Genomic DNA, 16174 nt, shown 5'->3' with positions numbered 1-16174 from the left:
CTTTCAAAGCGGAAAAGGACTGACAAGGTGCGCGCCCAGGCGGCTCATGACGCTGGCGTCCTTGAAGCCGCAGCGGCGCTGGATTTCTTGCAACGGCACGCCGGCGTTAAACCACGCGGCGATGCAGGTGTTGCGCAGCGTGTTGGGCCCCATGTGGGCTAGAAGGCCCGGATCGAGGACGGTGTGGGGCGCCTGCTCGGGCAGCAAGCCTTTGGCCTTCAGGCAGCGCGCCAGGTGCGCCTGGCAGATGTTGTACAGCCCGTTGGGCGCGATGGCCCGGCCGATGCGGTCGCCCACGACCAGGCGGCTGCCCGGATGCAAGTCGGGAAGGCCGACCGGGCGGACCTCGAGCCAGGCATGCAGCGCCCGGCTGGTGGGCAGATCGAGCAGCAATTCCCGTTCGTGCCCGCCACCCGCCTTGCGCACACGCAGGAGGTACAGCGGGCCGGGCCCGCCGGTGCTTTCAACCGAGTCCGCGCAGGGCTGGGCACTGGCCAGCGTCAAGCCAATGATCTCGCGCACGGTGAGCGCGGCGCGCATCATGAGCAGCAGCGCCAGGCGGTTGCGCCGGGCCTTGAAGTCGTCGCCGCCGGGAAAGTGTTCATACAAGCCTTCGTGCAGGGCGGTCCACATGGGAAGAGGCAGCGCCAGCGATGGCACGCGTTCGGTGGCCGGCGGCTGGGCGCCCTCTGCCGGGTTGACAGCCACCAGGCCACCGACCAGCGCATGGTCGTACAGGTCGCGCAGCACGCGCCAGTAGCGCCGCCGCGTGACGGGCGAGGTTTTCTTCAAGGATGAGCGCGGGCCGATGCTTTGACAGAACCGGGCGACATCAAGGCTGCGCGCCGCGTCCCAGGCCACGCTGTGCACGGTGCAAAACGCCAGCCAGTGGCGCCAGACCAGCGAAGCCTGCATCAAACCGGCCGCGCCCATGGGCTTGAGGTCGGTGCGGGCCAACCGGGCAGCCCGCCAGGACGCAAAGAATGCGTCCGGTTCCGAAACAGGCACGTCACTCATCGAACAACTCTCCGATCTAAATTGCATTTACAACAAACCCACCCAACAAATCATACCCCCTCCCGCCCCATGCCAAACAAAGAAGCCTGACTTCAATCTTCCTCATTCCCCCTTAGCTCCCCTCAAGGCGGGGCGGGGAAGGGGGAGGTCGTTCAAGGGTATTGGAGGATGAGGCTTGTTGTAAATGCAATTAATTAATATTTAACAACACATCATGGCCCTGGGGACGGCGACGCCGTGGCGCTGTCCGGTAGTTTGACTTCCAAGGCGTTGACGGACCGCGAGGGAACGACCCGGCATGCGCTGGACCTGGTCGCCAGCCAGGTGCTCACCGCCTACCATGTGACGCGCAAGCGCAAGGCCCTTGAGCGCAACTTGCCTGACCCGTCCGAACCCTGGCAGGCAAGCCAGCGCAATGAGCTTGACGATGGGAGCCCGCTGGACTTCTGAGCGACACGGTACTGGCGTTGCGTTCAACCGTGTGCGGCAGTTAGTCTTTGGAATCCTCGCCATTTCCTGCGTGCCCTGCCTATCCTTTTCCAAAGCGGCAAGGCAAGAGCGGTTGGCCAATCAAGGCAAGCGCCCTCGATTTTCAGACCCGATGATCGTCATCAGCACCTATTTTTCTTTTAATAGCAACAACTTAACTTTCATTTTAAACATAGGTAAAATGAGAGGAATTCGCTCTCTCAGGCACGCCATGAATATTCTCGAACGCATCAAACGCTCTGTCGCCAACCAGGCAGAAGGTGTGTTCCTGCGCGCCGAGTTCGAACGCTTTGGCAGCCCGGCGCAGGTCGGCCGCGCCTTGCGCCAGCTCACGCAGGGTGGCGTCCTGGTCCGGCTCGGCCTGGGCGTTTATGCCAAAGCCAAGCCCAGCGTGCTCTCCGGCCAGCCCATCCCGGCCCGACCGCTCGAAGTCCTGGCGCCCGAGGTCTTGAAAAAACTCGGCATCGCCGTGATGCCCAGCCGCTTGACCCAGGACTACAACGCCGGGCGCAGCACCCAACTGCCTTCGGGCATCGTCCTGAACACGGGCAAGCGCCGCATCGCCCGCCGGCTGAGCTTCAACGGCCAGGCGGTCCAGTACGAGCGCGCATGAGGGCCTTGCGCCCTGAGCAGCTCGAAGTAATCGACGCGCTCGTCGCGCAATCTGCGCTCGGCAGCATCACCGCCGGCCTGCTGGAAAAGGACGAACACCTGACCGATGCGCTGCGGGCCTTGTTCGCGCTGCGGCTGGACGGCATGCATTTCGCGTTTTGCGGCGGCACCAGCCTGTCCAAGGCACACGGCTTGATCGAGCGCATGTCCGAAGACGCCGACCTGAAAATAGTGCTGGACGCACAGACGCCGCAGCTGTCCCGAGCGCAGCTGCGCAAACGCCTGTCTGGGCTCAAAAGCATCGTTTCGCAAACGCTGGCCGGCATTGGCTTGGTCGAGGACACAAGCCAGGCGCGCGCGCTCAACGAAAACCGTTACTTCTGCAGCGAATGGACGTATGCCCGTCACTACGCCTCCGTCGCCGGGCTGCGACCACACCTTCAAATTGAACTGCCCGTCCGCGCTCCGGTGCTTAGTACCGAGCTGTGCTGGATTGGTAGCCTGGCCGACCAGCTGGCAGGCCGTCAGGACCACACCTTCGCCGTTGCCACTGTGGCCGTGGCTGAAACGGTGGCGGAAAAAATCTTGTCCTTCCTGCGCCGCTACGCCCAGCATCGGGCCCGCCTCTTGCCGCACGATTGGGATACCGCCCTGGTGCGGCACATCTATGACGTCCATTGCGCTCATGTCCACCATCCGGACATCGTCGTCACGGCCTCCCAGGCGTTTGCGGCACTGGTCGCTGGCGACCAGAAGGAATTTGGCGGGCAGTTCCCTGACTTTGCAACTGCCGCGCTGCCGGTGCTCTACGGCGCGCTCAGGCAGGCCGGCGCCAACCCGCAGATTCAGGACGAGTACACCGGCCATCTGCTCCCGCTCATCTACGGCCACCTCAAACCGGATTTTGCCGAAGCCTTCGCGGGCTTTGAATGGGTAGCATTGGCGCTACTGGCAACGCTGGATCAACCATCGATCAAAGCATGATGGTGTTCTTTCACTGCAGCAGTATCGCCAGATCGGCATGGCCCAGCAGTTCGCGTAATTCAACCCGACCAGAGCCCCAGAAAGTCACCAGGCCCGCATGATGGAGCAAGACCGAATCGTTGAGCAGCAAGTCGTGCAGTTGACGCGCCTGACAGACATGCTCAAGAGCGAGCTCGAGCAGCATAAACGCCTGCTGCTCGCGTCCCAGGACGAGGTCAGAAAGCTGCGCAGCCTCAAACCGCTTCATGCTGGCGGGGCCTGGCAGACGCCCGATCCGCACGGCTCAAGCGCAGCGCCTGAAGGGGCTGCGCAAGAGGTCATGTCCAGGACCGGGGGGTCAAGCGAGCCTGCGGGGATAGGCGGCCCTGAGCCCGAGCAGGCCCACCAGACGCTGCGCCTGAGCGATCTAGGCATTGGCTCGCTTGCCAATGCGCTGGCCGAGGGCGTGGTGCTGCACGATGCGGATGGCTGGGTACTGGACTGCAATGCGGGCGCTGAACGTATCTTTGGCCGGTCTTTGGCCCAATTGAAAGGCGCCATTGCCCTGGCGCCCGACTGGCCCATGTCAAGGGAAGACGGCACGCCCATGCTGCCCCACGAGCTGCCCAGCGAGGTGGCCAAGGCCACCGGCCAGGCGCAGTCGAACCAGATCGTGCGCCATAAAAAACCCGATGGCAGTGTGCTGTGGACGTTGGTCAATGTTCAGCCTTTGTTCGACGACAGCGGCGCGCTGGCCTGGCTGGTCACCTCGTTTGGCGACATCACCGAGCGTAAAAATGCCGAGCTGGAAATCGTCAGGCTCAATGTTGAGCTCGAGCAGCGCGTGGCACGCAGAACGGCTCAGCTGCAAAACGCCAACCAGGAGCTCGAGGCGTTTTCGTATTCCGTCGCCCACGACCTTCGCTCTCCTTTGATTTCGATTGAAGGGTTTTGTGCGCTGCTGCAAAAGTCGATTGTTTTGATGGAGCCAAGCGGCAAGGCCAGCCACTACCTCGGCCGCATACGCGCAGGGGTCAGCCGCATGGGCGAGCTCACCGATGGGCTGCTGCTGCTCGCGCGCTTGTCCCGGGCCAGTTTGAAGTGGGAGGCGGTCGACCTCAGCATGGAGGCGTCCAAGGTGATGCAGCGGCTCGCCGAGATGGCGCCCGAGCGCGTGCTCAGCCTGGTGGTCGAGCCCGGCTTGGTGGCCACGGGCGATGCGGCTTTGGTGCGTCAGGTGCTGGAAAACCTCCTGGGCAATGCATGGAAGTTCACCGCCAAACGCCCTGTGGCGCACATTCGCATGGGCCAGGTGAAGCAAGGCAATGACGGGCAAGCGGTGTATGCCGTCCAGGACAACGGCGCCGGTTTTGACATGGCCTTTGCGCACAAGCTCTTTGGCACGTTCGAGCGGCTCCATGCAGTGCAGGACTTCCCGGGAAGCGGCATCGGGCTGGCCACCGTCAACCGAATCATTTCCCGCCACGGCGGCAGCGTCTGGGCTGAATCCGCCGTGGATGAGGGGACTACTTTTTACTTCACGCTGGGCAGTCCTCAGGCACTCACCAGCACCAGCGCGGCCCAAGCCTTCGGCGCGGCCGCTGCCAATGCGCTCGATGCGCGCGCTCCCCTGCACGCGCGTGTGGGCCTGGGGGCAACCTTTGATCAGTTCAGCAGCGCTTTCGAGCACTCCGCCCTGGGCATGTCCCTGGTGGCGCCCGATGGGCGGCGCCTGCGCGTGAACAGCGCGCTGTGCAAGATGCTCGGCTACTCGCAGGCGGAAATGATGTCGCGAACCATCGACGACATCACCTACGCCCAGGATGTGGCCTGGGACTTGGGGCAGCGCACGCGCGCCCTGGCCGGCGAAATGGAAGCATACCAAGGCGAAAAACGCTACGTTCATAAAGCAGGCCACATGGTGTGGGGCGACCTCACCTGCTCGCTGGTGCGCGATGCGGACCGAAAGCCGCTGCACTTCATTACCCAGATTCAGGACATCACCGCGCGCAAGAAGGTCGAGCAGACGCTGCGCGAGAGCGAAGAGCGGTTCCGCGCGCTCACGCAACTGTCATCCGACTGGTTCTGGGAGCAAGATGAGCACTTTCGCTTCGAGCAAGTCTCAGGCGACGACAGCCATACGGTGAAGTTTGGCCGCCAAAATGTTCTGGGCATGACCCGTTGGGAGCTGGACCACTGCGCCATGGATGACAAAGTCTGGGCCAGGCACCAGGCGCAACTCCAAAGTCATCAAACCTTTTGCGACTTTGAGATGACAGTGCTCGACCACCAAGGCCAGATCAGGCATGAGAGTATCAGCGGCGTGCCAAAGTACGACGCACTGGGGCGCTTTACCGGCTACCGCGGCACCGGCCGGGACATGACCGAGATACGGCGGATCAGCGCTGCGCTGCACGCCAGCGAGCAGCAACTGCGGGACATCACCGACACGGTGCAGGCGCTCATTGCCTATGTCACGGCAGACCAGCGCATCGGTTTTCACAACCGCGCTTACCAGGAGGTGTTCGGACTGGCCCCGGAGCAGATCATTGGCAAGACCCTGCTCGAAGTGATGGGCAAAGACTTCTTTGAAGTGGCCCGGCCTCACGTCGAAGAGGTGCTGCGCGGCTACCCGGCCGTTTACCAGTGCAGCCAGCTTACCGCCCATGGCAATAGGCGCGACTTCCTGGTCAGCTACCTTCCCCGGTATGGCGAAGGTCAGGACGAGGGCCTGGTCATCGGGTTTTATGCGCTTGCCACCGACATCACCGACTTCAAGCGAACGGGCGAGGACAGTCTCGTAGGCCTAAACGGCAAGGGCCTCAAGGGCGGGCCATCCGATGCGCAAAGTTAAAGATCTTCGGCAAACGCAACGCCAGCGCGGAGCATTGGCATTGAAATATGTCCCGGCTAACGCAATCGATTGAGTCTGCGATGTTTTTCCTTTTGACTGATCACAGAGTTCAATCTACGCCGGCAATCGTGCCTCAGCATCACAATATAAATGCCCGCTGCGATCAGCAGCCCGCTACTGAGCATCGCCAGCCCACTGTCCAGGCTCACCATGGCTAGGCCCCCTGCGGCTAGGTACCCATAAGGCAAGCTCTCGTAGAGCCAGGCCGGTTTGTAGAAATCAAGCATTTAGGTGTCTTCCTTTGAAAGGCTTACGTCCAGCACTTTTGTTGATGCGTTAAATATACGTTTGTGTTTGCTTGAATTTCTAAAGTAGGCTGAGCCGTTTGAGCCATTGAGGGGCGACACGCTGTGTGTAAGGGATTGTGTTAACCACACAAAAAAGCCTCAGCGGCATCGATGCGCGCTGAGGCCTTTTATGTTGGTTGCGCGGGCAAGATTTGAACTGACGACCTTTGGGTTATGCGCCCAGCGAGCTACCAGGGGGCTCCACCCCGCGGAAATTTTGAAAGCGATTTCGCTTGAAATGGCTTGATCGCTGTTGTGCTGTTACCCCGGCATGGGGCATTTGTACGGTCGCCGCGATGGCTAGGGTGCCCTGGGCCGGTTTCGGTCCTGGGACCGACAATGATCCGCGCAGCAAGGCCAAGTCTGAAATCTGGACCGAGCAGGCCAAGTTCAAGGCCGAAAGCCACAAGCTGATGCGGTTTTTTCACAGCGAGAGCAGCCTGCCTGGATCACCGCGATGGCGTGTCAGGCGTGTTCTGCCTGAGGCTCGAAACGGTGAATGTTCGCCAACTTGTCGGCGATCTTCTCGCGCGCCATGGCTAGGTCATAGCGCGCCTGCAGCGCCAGCCACCAGCCATCGCTCAGGCCAAAGAAGCGGCACAGGCGCAGATCGGTATCGGCCGTGATGGACCGATGGCCTGCGACGATCTCGCCAATGCGCGGGGCAGGCACGGCAATCTCCTTGGCCAGGCGGTACTTGCTCAGGCCCATGGGTTTCAAGAATTCTTCATCCAGCATTTCGCCGGGATGAACGGGAAGGACTTCACGCATGTCAAATCTCCTTTCAGTGGTAGTCAACGATTTCGACATCATGGGCTGCATCGTCTTTCCAAGCAAAGCAAACGCGCCACTGGTCATTGATGCGGATACTGTGCTGACCGGCGCGGTTGCCCCTGAGCAGTTCCAGCCGGTTGCCCGGCGGTATCCGCAGATCATCGAGCCGCGGCGACACCTGCAATTGCTCGAGCTTTCGCAGCGCCGCCCGCTCGATGTTCACCCAGCGCTTGACACGTTTGCCTTGAAACAGTGCTTGCGTGTCGGGGCAGACGAATGAACGAATCATCAGAAATAATAACGCCTAACGTTATTAACGTCAAACGTTATTTTGTGCCAGGCAAAACATACGGATGTTTTCCTGGTGCGTAAAGTCGCGGCCGCAAACATGTGCCAGACCTGGATGGGGCGCCTTGCAAAAGGCATCGAAGTAGACGCCAGGAGGGTTTGATTTATGCGCAACACTGGACCGGTGGCATCGACCGACGTGCCGGTGACCACACGGTTTGCTGATCACGGTCACCGCAAGGTTGGTCACGCTGGAGTGAAATACCTACTTGAATTGAATCTCCATGCGGGTTTGCGGCGTTAAGCGCTTGAGCGAATTGCCATGCGCGATGCAGATGACTGGCCTGTTTTGGCCTGCGCGATGACGCCGGGCTGCCCGGTATGGACAGAGAATGCCGACTTTTTTGGCTCTGGCGTGGCCATGTGAATCAGCGACCGGGTGGTGCTGTATCTGGTGGGATGATTGGCGCACGGCTGCTTGGCGTCACGACACGCAGCTCAGTGTTTGCTGCCTTGGGCTATCCTCGGACGAGCGGCATGGCATGCCCGTGCGACTTGAATCTTTTCTTTGGGAACGCTGCACAATGATCGAAGCGCTGATCTCGGGCAAGCTACACGGCCAGCCTACCCAAAAGATTTCTAAGACCGGCAAACCGTTCGTCGTCGCCAAGGTGCGCGCCCATGCCGGCGAGGCCGATGTGTTTGTGAACGTGATGCCTTCAGCCCGGCCGCTTGCGAAGCCTTGCTGGCCCTTGGCGAGGGCGACGCCGTGGCGCTGGCCGGCAGCCTCACACCCAAGGCCTAGGTTGACCGCGAGGGCATTGCCCGGCCAGCGCTGGATTTGGTGGCCAGTCAAGTGCTCACCGCCTACCATGTGACGCGCAAGCGCAAGGCTATCGAGCGAAAACCGCATGACCGGTCCGAACCACAGCTGGCAAACCGGCACGACGAGCTTGACGATGGGGCGCCCCTGGACTTTTAAGCCGTACGGCGCTGGCGTTGCGTTCAAATGCGCGCAGTAGCTGACTTTGGGTTCAATGCTATTTCCTGCATGCCCTGCCCATCGCCGCCACGCCGCTGGAAGTTCTGGCGCCCGAGGTCTTGAGAAAACTTGGCATCACCATAACACCCAGTCGCCTCACGCAGGACTACAACGCCAGGCGCAGCATTCAGCTGCCTTCGGGCATCGTCCTGAACACGGGCAAGCGCCTCATTGCCAGCCGGCTGATCTTTAGCTGCCAGGCAGTCCGGTACGAGCGCGCATGAAGGCCCTGCGCCCGGAGCAGCTCGAACTGATCGATGCGCTCGTCGCGCTACAACCCGATGAAAGACGAGTTCGGCTGAGTTGACTTCATGACCAGAAGTGCATGCTCAATGCGTTGCCATACTGCCCACAGCGTGTGCTGTGCTGATGATTTTTTGAACAATTTCCGAGCAGTCCAGGTATTGAGCTCACCACACCTCAAACCTGAAGCATCCGTGTGTGGAAAAGCACAGCTTTCCCACCAATCCAGAACCCAGGATGTCAAAATACGGGTCGAACCAGCAATGATTCCCCTTAGGCAATTCAGAAAGCGGTATCGCACCATGACTGAACCACTGAATCCCGAGTTTGATGAAAAGCGGTTGAACGACGACCGGACGGCTTGGTGTCAGGCTTACCTCGCTGTCTGGGCGCAGCTGTCCAAGGGCAGTTATGACCGGCAAGCGGTTGAGAAAGCAGCCGACGAGCACTGGCAACGAAGTCCGCAAAGTGACCCGGTGCAAATGGCAGCCGTCGAATTCACCCGGTAGGCGGCGATCAAAGCAGCTTTGAGCCAGACGCCAGCTTGGACAGTGCTTGCGCTCCATCAGAGAACCAGCGTTAAGAATTCAAGATAGCCTGCTCAGTAATCTCCGGGTCTGTGACATCACTGGCGTTACTGCTCACCGGACTGGAAATCGATTTGCGTGAGCGCCTGCGCCACAGAGGCTATATCCACAGGCCGAACCAAGCGCGCCACTTCCTTTCCATGGTCCAGGAAAATCAAGGTCGGCCACAGTTTGACCCGGTACGATCGGCCCAGAGATCGGCCGCTGCCGTCTTCCACCTTGAGGTGCCTCACCTTGGGATGCCCGGCCAGCGCAGCCGATACCACCGGCTCGGCCGCGCGGCAATAGCCGCACCAGTCCGTGCCAAATTCCAGCAAGGTGGCGCCCACCAAAGCATCCATCGCTTCCCGGGTCGGTGCGTCAGCAGCATAAGGCAGTGCAGATGTCATGGCGTTGGGATATCCTGAAAAGGAGCGTTTCATCAAGGCCGGAAATTCTTTCGTATCTGCGCTGACTTCATTCGGCGCAAGCAGAGCACATGCTAAATTGAATAGCAAACAACTGCCAGGTCACACACGCATGAGCTACTTGCGCCTTTTTCACCCCAAGCGTCACCCTTGCGCCATCTTGCTGGTCGTGCAGTTGCTGGGCATGCTGCTGTACCCGTTTATCGAGAACACCGAGGCGGGGCACATTGGCTTCAATGTCTTTGGCATTGTTGTGCTGGGCATCACCACTGGCATGGTCAGGCGCACGCCCGGCCTGGCCTGGATCAGCGCGTGCATTGCGGGTCCCGTCATTGTGCTGCTGGTATTGCAAATGGCATTTGGCATGCGGGCGCTGTTGCCTTGGTCATCGGGATTGGAAGCGCTGTTCTACTTTTATGCGGCGGGCAGCTTGATTGCCTATATGACGGAAGATCGCCACGCCACAACGGACGAATTGTTTGCCGCGGGTGCCACATTTACCTTGCTGGCCTGGGGGTTCACGCACCTTTTCGTCCTTGCCCAGGCGCTGCAACCCGGCACCTTCGCGGCGGCCATCAATCCAGCGGACCCCAGAAGCTGGACCCAGCTCAATTACTTGAGCTTTGCACTGCTTTCGAGCACCGGTATCGGCGATGTGATTCCCCTGACGGCCCATGCACGTGCGCTGGCCAGTGTGGAAATGTTTGTGGGCTTGATCTACCTGGCCGCCGTGGTCGCGCGACTGATCGGGTTTACGGTACAGGCAAACAAATAGCGCCTTAACTACAAACATCCTTGCTTAAGCCATTTCTCTTGACTCGCTGGCGCCTCTTACAACCCGTTATTCTTCCATGACCCGTCCTGCTTTGCCTACACCGCTGGCGCCGCGTGCCGGCGAGCTCTCGGTTCTCGCCAGCCCGGCTTGGTGGCGTGCCTTCGTTCCGGCGCGTACCCGCATCGACAGCCGCGAACGACTGCGAATCCTGGCAGGCGCGCTCATCGGCGTTTTTCTGACCGGCCTGCTGTGCCACCTGATGGGTGGGGTGGTGCTCGATCGCCTACCCTGGCTGATAGCTCCGCTGGGCGCCAGTGCAGTGCTGGTGTTTGCGTTGCCGGCCGGGCCGATGGCGCAGCCCTGGGCCGTGGTGGGCGGCAACACCTTGTCGGCGCTCGTGGGCATCGCTGGCGTGCATGGCGTGCATCTGCTCGGTTCCCCTGAAGTGGCCGCCTCCCTGGCGGTGGGGACCGCGATCACGCTGATGCTGATGCTGCGCTGCCTGCATCCGCCGGGCGGCGCCACCGCCTTGATGATGGTGCTGGGCGGCATTGGCGATCCTATGTTCGCCGTCTACCCGGTGCTGGTCAATTCCATTATTCTGGTGCTGGCAGGAATTCTTTACAACAACGCCACGGGCCGGCCCTACCCGCACATGCAACTGACCCCGGGCAATACTGCTCATTCCAGTGCATCGGACCGTGTGTTTGAGGCCGATCTGGACGCGGTGCTCAGGCACTACAACCAGGTGCTGGACGTGAGCCGGGATGATCTCAAAGCCTTGCTGGCCCAGACCCAGCTGCGCGCCTACGACCGCAAGCTCGCCGAGGTGCGCTGCGCCGACATCATGTCGCGTGACCTGGTAACGGTGGAGTTTGGCACGCCGCTACAGGAGGCCTGGGTGCTGCTGCGTGAGCGCCGCATCAAGGCATTGCCGGTGGTGGACCGCACCTTTCGGATTGCCGGCATCGTCACGCTGGCCGATTTCATGCGCGCTGCCGAACTCGATGTGTATGAAGGCTTTGACGGCAAGCTGCGCCAGCTCCTGCGCACGACCGGCAGCGTGTACTCGGACAAGCCCGAGGTGGTGGGTCAGATCATGACGCGCAATGTGCGGGTGGCTAGCATGGAGCGCCGCCTAGTGGAGATGCTGCCGCTGTTTGGCAGCACCGGCCACCACCATATTCCCATCATTGGCGAAGGTGAGCGACTGGTGGGCATGATCACCCAGTCTGACCTGGTGGCGGCATTGGGCCGCGCTGTCGATCCTGTTGCATAGCCATGGTGCAGATTCAGACCGACTGGGCGCACAGCGGTGCTGGCTTTGGCAAAGATTGACGGGTTACGCCACAAGCAGGGTATATTGAGAAGGCCAACGGTCGAGCCAGGTTTAACCAACAGCCCTTGACCAACAGGGATGTAACCGATGCCCGCACCGTCAACTCCATGGATCCAGTCACCACAGATTTGAACCACACCCCCGCGGAGGTTCTGCAGCCCAAACGGCCGCTGTCCGCCGCGCTGGCCCCGCTGCGCGCCCTGATGGTGCTGTTCATTGCCTTCCCCCTGCTCGCCTACCTGGCGTACGGCGCGGATCACTATCAGCAAATGCGTCAGGAAAGCGAGCTGCGCCTTGACCGCACGCTGCGCATTGCCCAGGAGCATGCCCTTAAGGTGCTTCAGACCAACGAAATCCTTCTTGAGCAGGCTGTCGCAGCACAAGGAAATGACGACGAGGCCGCTTTGCGCCATCGCCAGCTGGCCCTTCACCAGCAGCTCAGCGCCTTGTCCCGCGGTAAAGCGCAAACTGATTTCATCTGGCTGTGGGATGCGAGCGGCCAGCCTTTGGTGAACAACCGCATCTACCCCGTCCCCCCGGGGCTCAACGTGAGCGACCGTGACTACTTCCAATGGCACCAAGCCAAACAAGCGGGGCTGCATCTATCCGAACGCAACGTCGGCCGGGCCACGGGCGCGCCCTTCTTCAACATGAGCCGCGGGCGCTACCGGCCCGACGGCCGCTTTGCCGGTGTCACCTCCGTAGGCATGCCGACCTCCTATTTTGAGGCGTTCGCCAAGGATCTACTGGCCAATGAGGCGGGCATGAGACTCACCATGCTGCGTGAAGATGGCGCCATTTTGATGCGATGGCCTGTGCGGCCGGATCTGCCGTCCCGCCTAGCCAGCGACAGCCCGGTCATGATCGGCATTGGCCAGGGCCGGGCGTTCGGGGATGGGCAAGTGAGGTCGCCTCTGGATCAGAAGGATCGATTGATGAGTTATGCCAAGGTGGGCGACTACCCCGTCTACCTCGTCACCAGCATCATGGCTGGGCAGATTGTGCAGGACTGGATGCGCGAGATGGGCAGGCTGGCCGTTTTCGGATTACCGCCCATGATGGGGTTGTTGCTGGCGTCGCGCATGGTGCTGCGCCGCACCAAGGAAACCTTGGCTACGGCCGAGCAACTGAGCCACGAGATGGTCAACCGCCAGCAGGTCGAGGGCGCGCTGCTGCAGGCGCAAAAGATGGAGGCGCTGGGCCGGCTGACCGGCGCTGTGGCGCATGATTTCAACAATGCGCTCATGGTGATCAGCACCAACTTGGCATTGGTCGAGCAAAGAAATTCCGAGGACAAGCAGCTGCGGGCCATCGATCGTGCCGTGCAGGCGGCCACCAAACTGACCCGCCAGCTGCTGTCGTTCTCGCACCGCCAGCCGCTCATGCCCGAATACGTGCATTTGCCCAGTGGCTTGACAGCGTTGAGGACCTGATTCGCCCGGTGCTGGGCAGGCAGGTGCAGCTGTCGGTGAGCACGGCAAAGGGCGTTCGTGCGATTTACGTCGATTCGGCCGAGCTCGAGCTCGCGCTGATCAACTTGGCCATCAATGCCAAGGACGCCATGCCCGAGGGCGGCCAGCTGCACATTGCGGCGCGCAATGTGGACACAAACTTGCCCCCTGGCCTCAAAAGCCCCCTGGTGGTCATTGAGGTGAGCGACACGGGGCACGGGATCCCGGCAGACATTGTGAACAAGGTGTTTGAGCCGTTTTTTACCACCAAGCCAGTCGGCGAAGGCACGGGGCTCGGTCTGAGCCAGATCTATGGCCTGTGCCAGCGTGCCGGCGGGGCGGTGACGGTGCAAAGCCAGACGGGAACGGGCACGACGTTCAGGCTATTTTTTCCAGCATTTGACAGCGCGCCTGACGCCTCGGATACAGCGCACCACCGCGCGCTTGGCCGCCTGGACAAGGACCTGGTGCTGGTCGAGGACAACGCCGAGGTGGCCCAGGCCTTGATCCCCGCGCTCGAAGCAATGGGCTGCCAGGTGCGGCATTTTGACCGTGCCACGCTCGCCAGGGACTGGCTGGCGCAGCAAACGAGTTTGCCTGACGTGCTGCTCAGCGATGTGGTCATGCCCGGCAGCCTGGACGGCCTGGGCCTGGCCAGGCATGTGCGGGCAGCCTACCCGCAGCTCAAGGTGGTGTTGATGTCCGGCTATGCGCAGCAGCTGGACGCCATCACCGGCCAGGGCTTTGAGATCGTTCCCAAGCCGTGCTCGCCCGCGCAGCTGGCCGAAGCCATCGAGCGGGTCAGCGCTGCCGAGCACAGAGAAGACGGGCAGGCGCGCGCCAGCACGTCCTAACTGCAGTGCTCGACGGCAGGGTGCGTGCCACGAAGTCGTCCGTGGGTCTCAGCTCGCTGCCGGGAAAAAGCGGCACGAGCCCAAAGCGTGTGGCCGGGTGACAAGCCTGTGATAACAGGTGCAGCATGCAGCAACGCGATAGCACGAGAGGGCTGTGCATATTTTTATGTTGTTCATCTGTTGCCCTCCTCACTAGCAATGACTCACTGACCTTACGCAGCAGCTCGAAATTTCTGAAGCTGGTCAAAAGCGCTGCGGGTGGCATTGATGAGAAGTTTGAACCTTGCCTATCCGGTTGATTGCCAAAGCGATGCCCCGATGCTAAATTTCCGGCATGGACCTTCGCGGTTTCCCGACGACGCTTCCCGAGTTTCAGCGGGTATTCCCTGATGAAGCGGCTTGTGCAAAGTACCTTGAGCACCTGCGATGGCCGAACGGGTTTACCTGCACGAAGTGCGGGAGTAGCGGCGAGCCCTACCGGTTTGCCCAGCGTACATCGGTCGTTTTGAGATGCCGTGCCTGCCAAGCCAACGTGTCGCTCATGGCAGACACCGTCCTGAAGGACAGTCACACGCCGTTGTCTATATGGTTCTGGGGTGCGTACCTCGTGGCAACGCAGACGCCCGGCCAGTCTGCTCTGCAGTTTCAGCGCCAGCTTGGACTGTCGCGCTATGAGACAGCGTTTCAGATGCTCCACAAGCTGCGTGCCGGTATGGTACGGCCGGAGCGCGATGCGATCGGCTCCCAGCATCCAGTCGAAGTCGATGAGACGTTTGTGGGTGGTCGTACAAAAGGCGAGGGGCGTGGCGTCCACCATAAGGCGACGATCGTTGGGGCCATCGAGGTACGCACCAGAATGCCTGTCGAGAAAAGCAAGAAGCACAAGAGAGTTGTCTATGTCGGCAGATTGCGGCTGCGCCTCGTGCCTGGTCGTGGAGCCAAGGAACTCACGCAATTCGTGCAAGAGAATGTCGCCCAGGGCGCTGTTGTGCGCACCGATGGATGGAGGGGCTACGATGATTTGGCGAAATTGGGCTACACGCACGAACCCTTGGTGCTTGACGGTGACCCCGAAAGAGTCGATGCCCACCTGCCGATGATCCACATTGCATTCTCCAACCTGAAGACATGGCTGCTTGGAACGCATCATGGAGTTAGTCAGCAGCATTTACAGGCTTACCTCAACGAATTTGTGTTTCGCTTCAACCGGCGCTTCTATCCAATGACCGCGTTCAACTCTGCACTGGGCCTCGCGGCGCATGCTTCGGCACCCACCTACGAGACACTCTACAGCGGTGAGTGGATTCACCCAACAGCATGATTGGCAATCAACCGGATAGGCAAGGTTTGAACCGTAAAGCAAAGGGGCTTATCTTGCTTTTCACACTCAAGGATTCGAGTTTGAAGACGGCATAAATCGCCATGAAGACGTGGTTGCTTTGGGTTCTCAACGTCTGCGTTGGCGACTTGGCCATGCCTGCATTGGACTTTGAGGATTTGTGAAACACCTCCACTTGCCACCGTTTTTTATAGGTCGTGGTGATGGCGTCATAGTCGCAAGTGAGGTCACTGCAAACCAGATGCAATGTGCCGGTGCTGTTGTCCTGGTTTTTAAAGACTTGGCGGACCAAACGGACTGCTCTGGCAGACCCCTTGAGCCAGCCTTGCACGGCGCTTTGCTCTGAAAATTCCAGCTCGTCTACGCGCACGAAACGCTTTTTCTTCCAGTCCTCCTGGCTCAACGCCACCAGCCGATTGTCCTTCAGTGCCGCTATGAAATGCTTGCCCCGGCTCGTGATGAAATCAAAGTTCTCCTCGGAGGAGAACCAACTGTCCATCAGCACGAAGTGAAATTGCAAGGCGTTTTGCAAGCAGGCATGGATCATCTGGCGCATCATTTCATTTTTGGTCTTCTCGCTTTTGCGCTTGACCTGGCGCGTCGCCATGTCGCATTGGAGTGGCTTTTGCACCAACTCAAACGCCACCGGAATTGACCTGCCGTTGCAGTGGTACAGCGCGTTGAGCAGGTTGATTCCTTTGACCGTGCGACCGCTGCAATGGTCGTAGTGCCAACAAATCAAATCGCTCTCGTCCGTCCACGCCTTTTCCTGGATGGTGTCGTCAAAAATCAG

The 16174-nt window shown here is 60.5% G+C and carries 19 protein-coding genes and 1 pseudogene; 13 read left to right on the top strand and 7 right to left on the bottom strand.

What is annotated here, in order from left to right:
* Nucleotides 1-3: 3 nt before the first annotated feature.
* Nucleotides 4-1017 carry a tyrosine-type recombinase/integrase gene (locus EC86_RS0122105; protein ID WP_029528014.1) on the bottom strand — a complete coding sequence of 338 codons (1014 nt, stop codon included), beginning with the start codon at nt 1015-1017 and terminating at the stop codon, nt 4-6.
* A gap of 237 nt (nt 1018-1254) precedes the next feature.
* On the opposite strand from EC86_RS0122105, the gene EC86_RS0122100 reads away from it, so the two are divergent.
* From EC86_RS0122100 to EC86_RS27265, 4 genes are all read left to right on the top strand, one after another.
* Nucleotides 1255-1467 carry a hypothetical protein gene (locus tag EC86_RS0122100; RefSeq protein WP_198026876.1) on the top strand — a complete coding sequence of 71 codons (213 nt, stop codon included), beginning with the start codon at nt 1255-1257 and terminating at the stop codon, nt 1465-1467.
* A 250-nt stretch (nt 1468-1717) separates the two neighbouring features.
* Nucleotides 1718-2119, top strand: a complete 402-nt coding sequence (locus tag EC86_RS0122095) for a DUF6088 family protein (protein WP_029528012.1) — start codon at nt 1718-1720, stop codon at nt 2117-2119.
* The gene (locus EC86_RS0122090) at nt 2116-3102 is read left to right on the top strand and encodes a nucleotidyl transferase AbiEii/AbiGii toxin family protein (protein WP_029528011.1); all 987 of its coding nucleotides are present in this window, start codon (nt 2116-2118) and stop codon (nt 3100-3102) included. The genes EC86_RS0122095 and EC86_RS0122090 overlap by 4 nt, the downstream gene beginning before the upstream one ends.
* A gap of 100 nt (nt 3103-3202) precedes the next feature.
* Nucleotides 3203-5935 carry a PAS domain S-box protein gene (locus EC86_RS27265; protein ID WP_198026875.1) on the top strand — a complete coding sequence of 911 codons (2733 nt, stop codon included), beginning with the start codon at nt 3203-3205 and terminating at the stop codon, nt 5933-5935.
* 56 nt (nt 5936-5991) lie between these two features.
* On the opposite strand, the gene EC86_RS0122075 is transcribed toward EC86_RS27265, so the two are convergent.
* A complete protein-coding gene (locus tag EC86_RS0122075; RefSeq protein WP_029528009.1) occupies nt 5992-6222 on the bottom strand; it encodes a hypothetical protein in 231 nt (76 codons plus the stop codon).
* 356 nt (nt 6223-6578) lie between these two features.
* Between EC86_RS0122075 and EC86_RS28040 the strand changes: the two are divergent.
* Nucleotides 6579-6683, top strand: a pseudogene (locus tag EC86_RS28040) (cytochrome c); the annotation flags it as partial.
* A gap of 64 nt (nt 6684-6747) precedes the next feature.
* Here EC86_RS28040 and EC86_RS0122065 read toward each other — a convergent pair.
* The gene (locus EC86_RS0122065; protein ID WP_029527801.1) at nt 6748-7053 is read right to left on the bottom strand and encodes a HigA family addiction module antitoxin; all 306 of its coding nucleotides are present in this window, start codon (nt 7051-7053) and stop codon (nt 6748-6750) included.
* A gap of 13 nt (nt 7054-7066) precedes the next feature.
* On the bottom strand, nt 7067-7345 hold the full coding sequence (locus EC86_RS0122060; protein ID WP_029528008.1) for a type II toxin-antitoxin system RelE/ParE family toxin: 279 nt from the start codon (nt 7343-7345) through the stop codon (nt 7067-7069).
* Between the two features lie 315 nt (nt 7346-7660).
* Here EC86_RS0122060 and EC86_RS30430 point away from each other — a divergent pair, with 315 nt between their 5' ends.
* Nucleotides 7661-7771 carry a PIN domain-containing protein gene (locus EC86_RS30430; RefSeq protein WP_332258704.1) on the top strand — a complete coding sequence of 37 codons (111 nt, stop codon included), beginning with the start codon at nt 7661-7663 and terminating at the stop codon, nt 7769-7771.
* Between the two features lie 57 nt (nt 7772-7828).
* On the opposite strand, the gene EC86_RS30500 is transcribed toward EC86_RS30430, so the two are convergent.
* Entirely contained in the window at nt 7829-8353 is a 525-nt protein-coding gene (locus tag EC86_RS30500) for a hypothetical protein (RefSeq protein WP_156955447.1), read from the bottom strand.
* 92 nt (nt 8354-8445) lie between these two features.
* On the opposite strand from EC86_RS30500, the gene EC86_RS29095 reads away from it, so the two are divergent.
* Nucleotides 8446-8610: a hypothetical protein gene (locus tag EC86_RS29095; protein WP_156955446.1), complete on the top strand. Its 165-nt coding sequence runs from the start codon at nt 8446-8448 to the stop codon at nt 8608-8610.
* Between the two features lie 321 nt (nt 8611-8931).
* The gene (locus EC86_RS0122040; RefSeq protein WP_156955445.1) at nt 8932-9138 is read left to right on the top strand and encodes a hypothetical protein; all 207 of its coding nucleotides are present in this window, start codon (nt 8932-8934) and stop codon (nt 9136-9138) included.
* Between the two features lie 125 nt (nt 9139-9263).
* Here the strand turns inward: EC86_RS0122040 and EC86_RS0122035 are convergent, their stop codons facing one another.
* Complete coding sequence (locus EC86_RS0122035) at nt 9264-9605, bottom strand: thioredoxin family protein (RefSeq protein WP_029528005.1); 342 nt, start codon at nt 9603-9605, stop codon at nt 9264-9266.
* Between EC86_RS0122035 and EC86_RS0122030 the strand changes: the two genes are divergently transcribed.
* From EC86_RS0122030 to EC86_RS0122015, 5 genes are all read left to right on the top strand, one after another.
* Nucleotides 9604-10398: an ion channel gene (locus EC86_RS0122030; RefSeq protein ID WP_232230008.1), complete on the top strand. Its 795-nt coding sequence runs from the start codon at nt 9604-9606 to the stop codon at nt 10396-10398. The two genes, EC86_RS0122035 and EC86_RS0122030, sit on opposite strands and share 2 nt — an antisense overlap.
* A 76-nt stretch (nt 10399-10474) precedes the next feature.
* A complete protein-coding gene (locus EC86_RS0122025) occupies nt 10475-11677 on the top strand; it encodes an HPP family protein (protein ID WP_036773919.1) in 1203 nt (400 codons plus the stop codon).
* Nucleotides 11678-11844: 167 nt separating this feature from the next.
* Nucleotides 11845-13170: a histidine kinase dimerization/phospho-acceptor domain-containing protein gene (locus EC86_RS27260; RefSeq protein WP_051676268.1), complete on the top strand. Its 1326-nt coding sequence runs from the start codon at nt 11845-11847 to the stop codon at nt 13168-13170.
* A gap of 35 nt (nt 13171-13205) precedes the next feature.
* Entirely contained in the window at nt 13206-14042 is an 837-nt protein-coding gene (locus tag EC86_RS26510; RefSeq protein ID WP_156955444.1) for an ATP-binding protein, read from the top strand.
* A gap of 334 nt (nt 14043-14376) precedes the next feature.
* A complete protein-coding gene (locus tag EC86_RS0122015) occupies nt 14377-15363 on the top strand; it encodes an IS1595 family transposase (RefSeq protein WP_029528002.1) in 987 nt (328 codons plus the stop codon).
* 7 nt (nt 15364-15370) lie between these two features.
* Here EC86_RS0122015 and EC86_RS0122010 read toward each other — a convergent pair.
* Nucleotides 15371-16174, bottom strand: an 804-nt coding sequence (locus EC86_RS0122010) for an IS701 family transposase (protein ID WP_051676266.1), incomplete at its 5' end; no start/stop codon positions are given.

It is taken from the genome of Polaromonas glacialis (assembly GCF_000709345.1).
GTDB classification, from domain to species: domain Bacteria; phylum Pseudomonadota; class Gammaproteobacteria; order Burkholderiales; family Burkholderiaceae_C; genus Polaromonas; species Polaromonas glacialis.
Note: the sequence above shows the minus strand (reverse complement) of the source record. Positions and strands in the feature narration are given on the sequence as shown.

Bases quoted from the DNA above. Each gene is read 5' to 3' on its own strand.
- EC86_RS0122105 (WP_029528014.1), bottom strand. From the start codon at position 1,017: ATGAGTGACGTGCCTGTTTCGGAACCGGACGCATTCTTTGCGTCCTGG.
- EC86_RS0122035 (WP_029528005.1), bottom strand. From the start codon at position 9,605: ATGACATCTGCACTGCCTTATGCTGCTGACGCACCGACCCGGGAAGCG.
- EC86_RS0122095 (WP_029528012.1), top strand. From the start codon at position 1,718: ATGAATATTCTCGAACGCATCAAACGCTCTGTCGCCAACCAGGCAGAA.
- EC86_RS0122015 (WP_029528002.1), top strand. From the start codon at position 14,377: ATGGACCTTCGCGGTTTCCCGACGACGCTTCCCGAGTTTCAGCGGGTA.
- EC86_RS0122030 (WP_232230008.1), top strand. From the start codon at position 9,604: ATGGCGTTGGGATATCCTGAAAAGGAGCGTTTCATCAAGGCCGGAAAT.
- EC86_RS0122060 (WP_029528008.1), bottom strand. From the start codon at position 7,345: ATGATTCGTTCATTCGTCTGCCCCGACACGCAAGCACTGTTTCAAGGC.
- EC86_RS27260 (WP_051676268.1), top strand. From the start codon at position 11,845: ATGGATCCAGTCACCACAGATTTGAACCACACCCCCGCGGAGGTTCTG.
- EC86_RS0122090 (WP_029528011.1), top strand. From the start codon at position 2,116: ATGAGGGCCTTGCGCCCTGAGCAGCTCGAAGTAATCGACGCGCTCGTC.
- EC86_RS0122075 (WP_029528009.1), bottom strand. From the start codon at position 6,222: ATGCTTGATTTCTACAAACCGGCCTGGCTCTACGAGAGCTTGCCTTAT.
- EC86_RS27265 (WP_198026875.1), top strand. From the start codon at position 3,203: ATGGAGCAAGACCGAATCGTTGAGCAGCAAGTCGTGCAGTTGACGCGC.
- EC86_RS0122065 (WP_029527801.1), bottom strand. From the start codon at position 7,053: ATGCGTGAAGTCCTTCCCGTTCATCCCGGCGAAATGCTGGATGAAGAA.
- EC86_RS0122040 (WP_156955445.1), top strand. From the start codon at position 8,932: ATGACTGAACCACTGAATCCCGAGTTTGATGAAAAGCGGTTGAACGAC.
- EC86_RS0122025 (WP_036773919.1), top strand. From the start codon at position 10,475: ATGACCCGTCCTGCTTTGCCTACACCGCTGGCGCCGCGTGCCGGCGAG.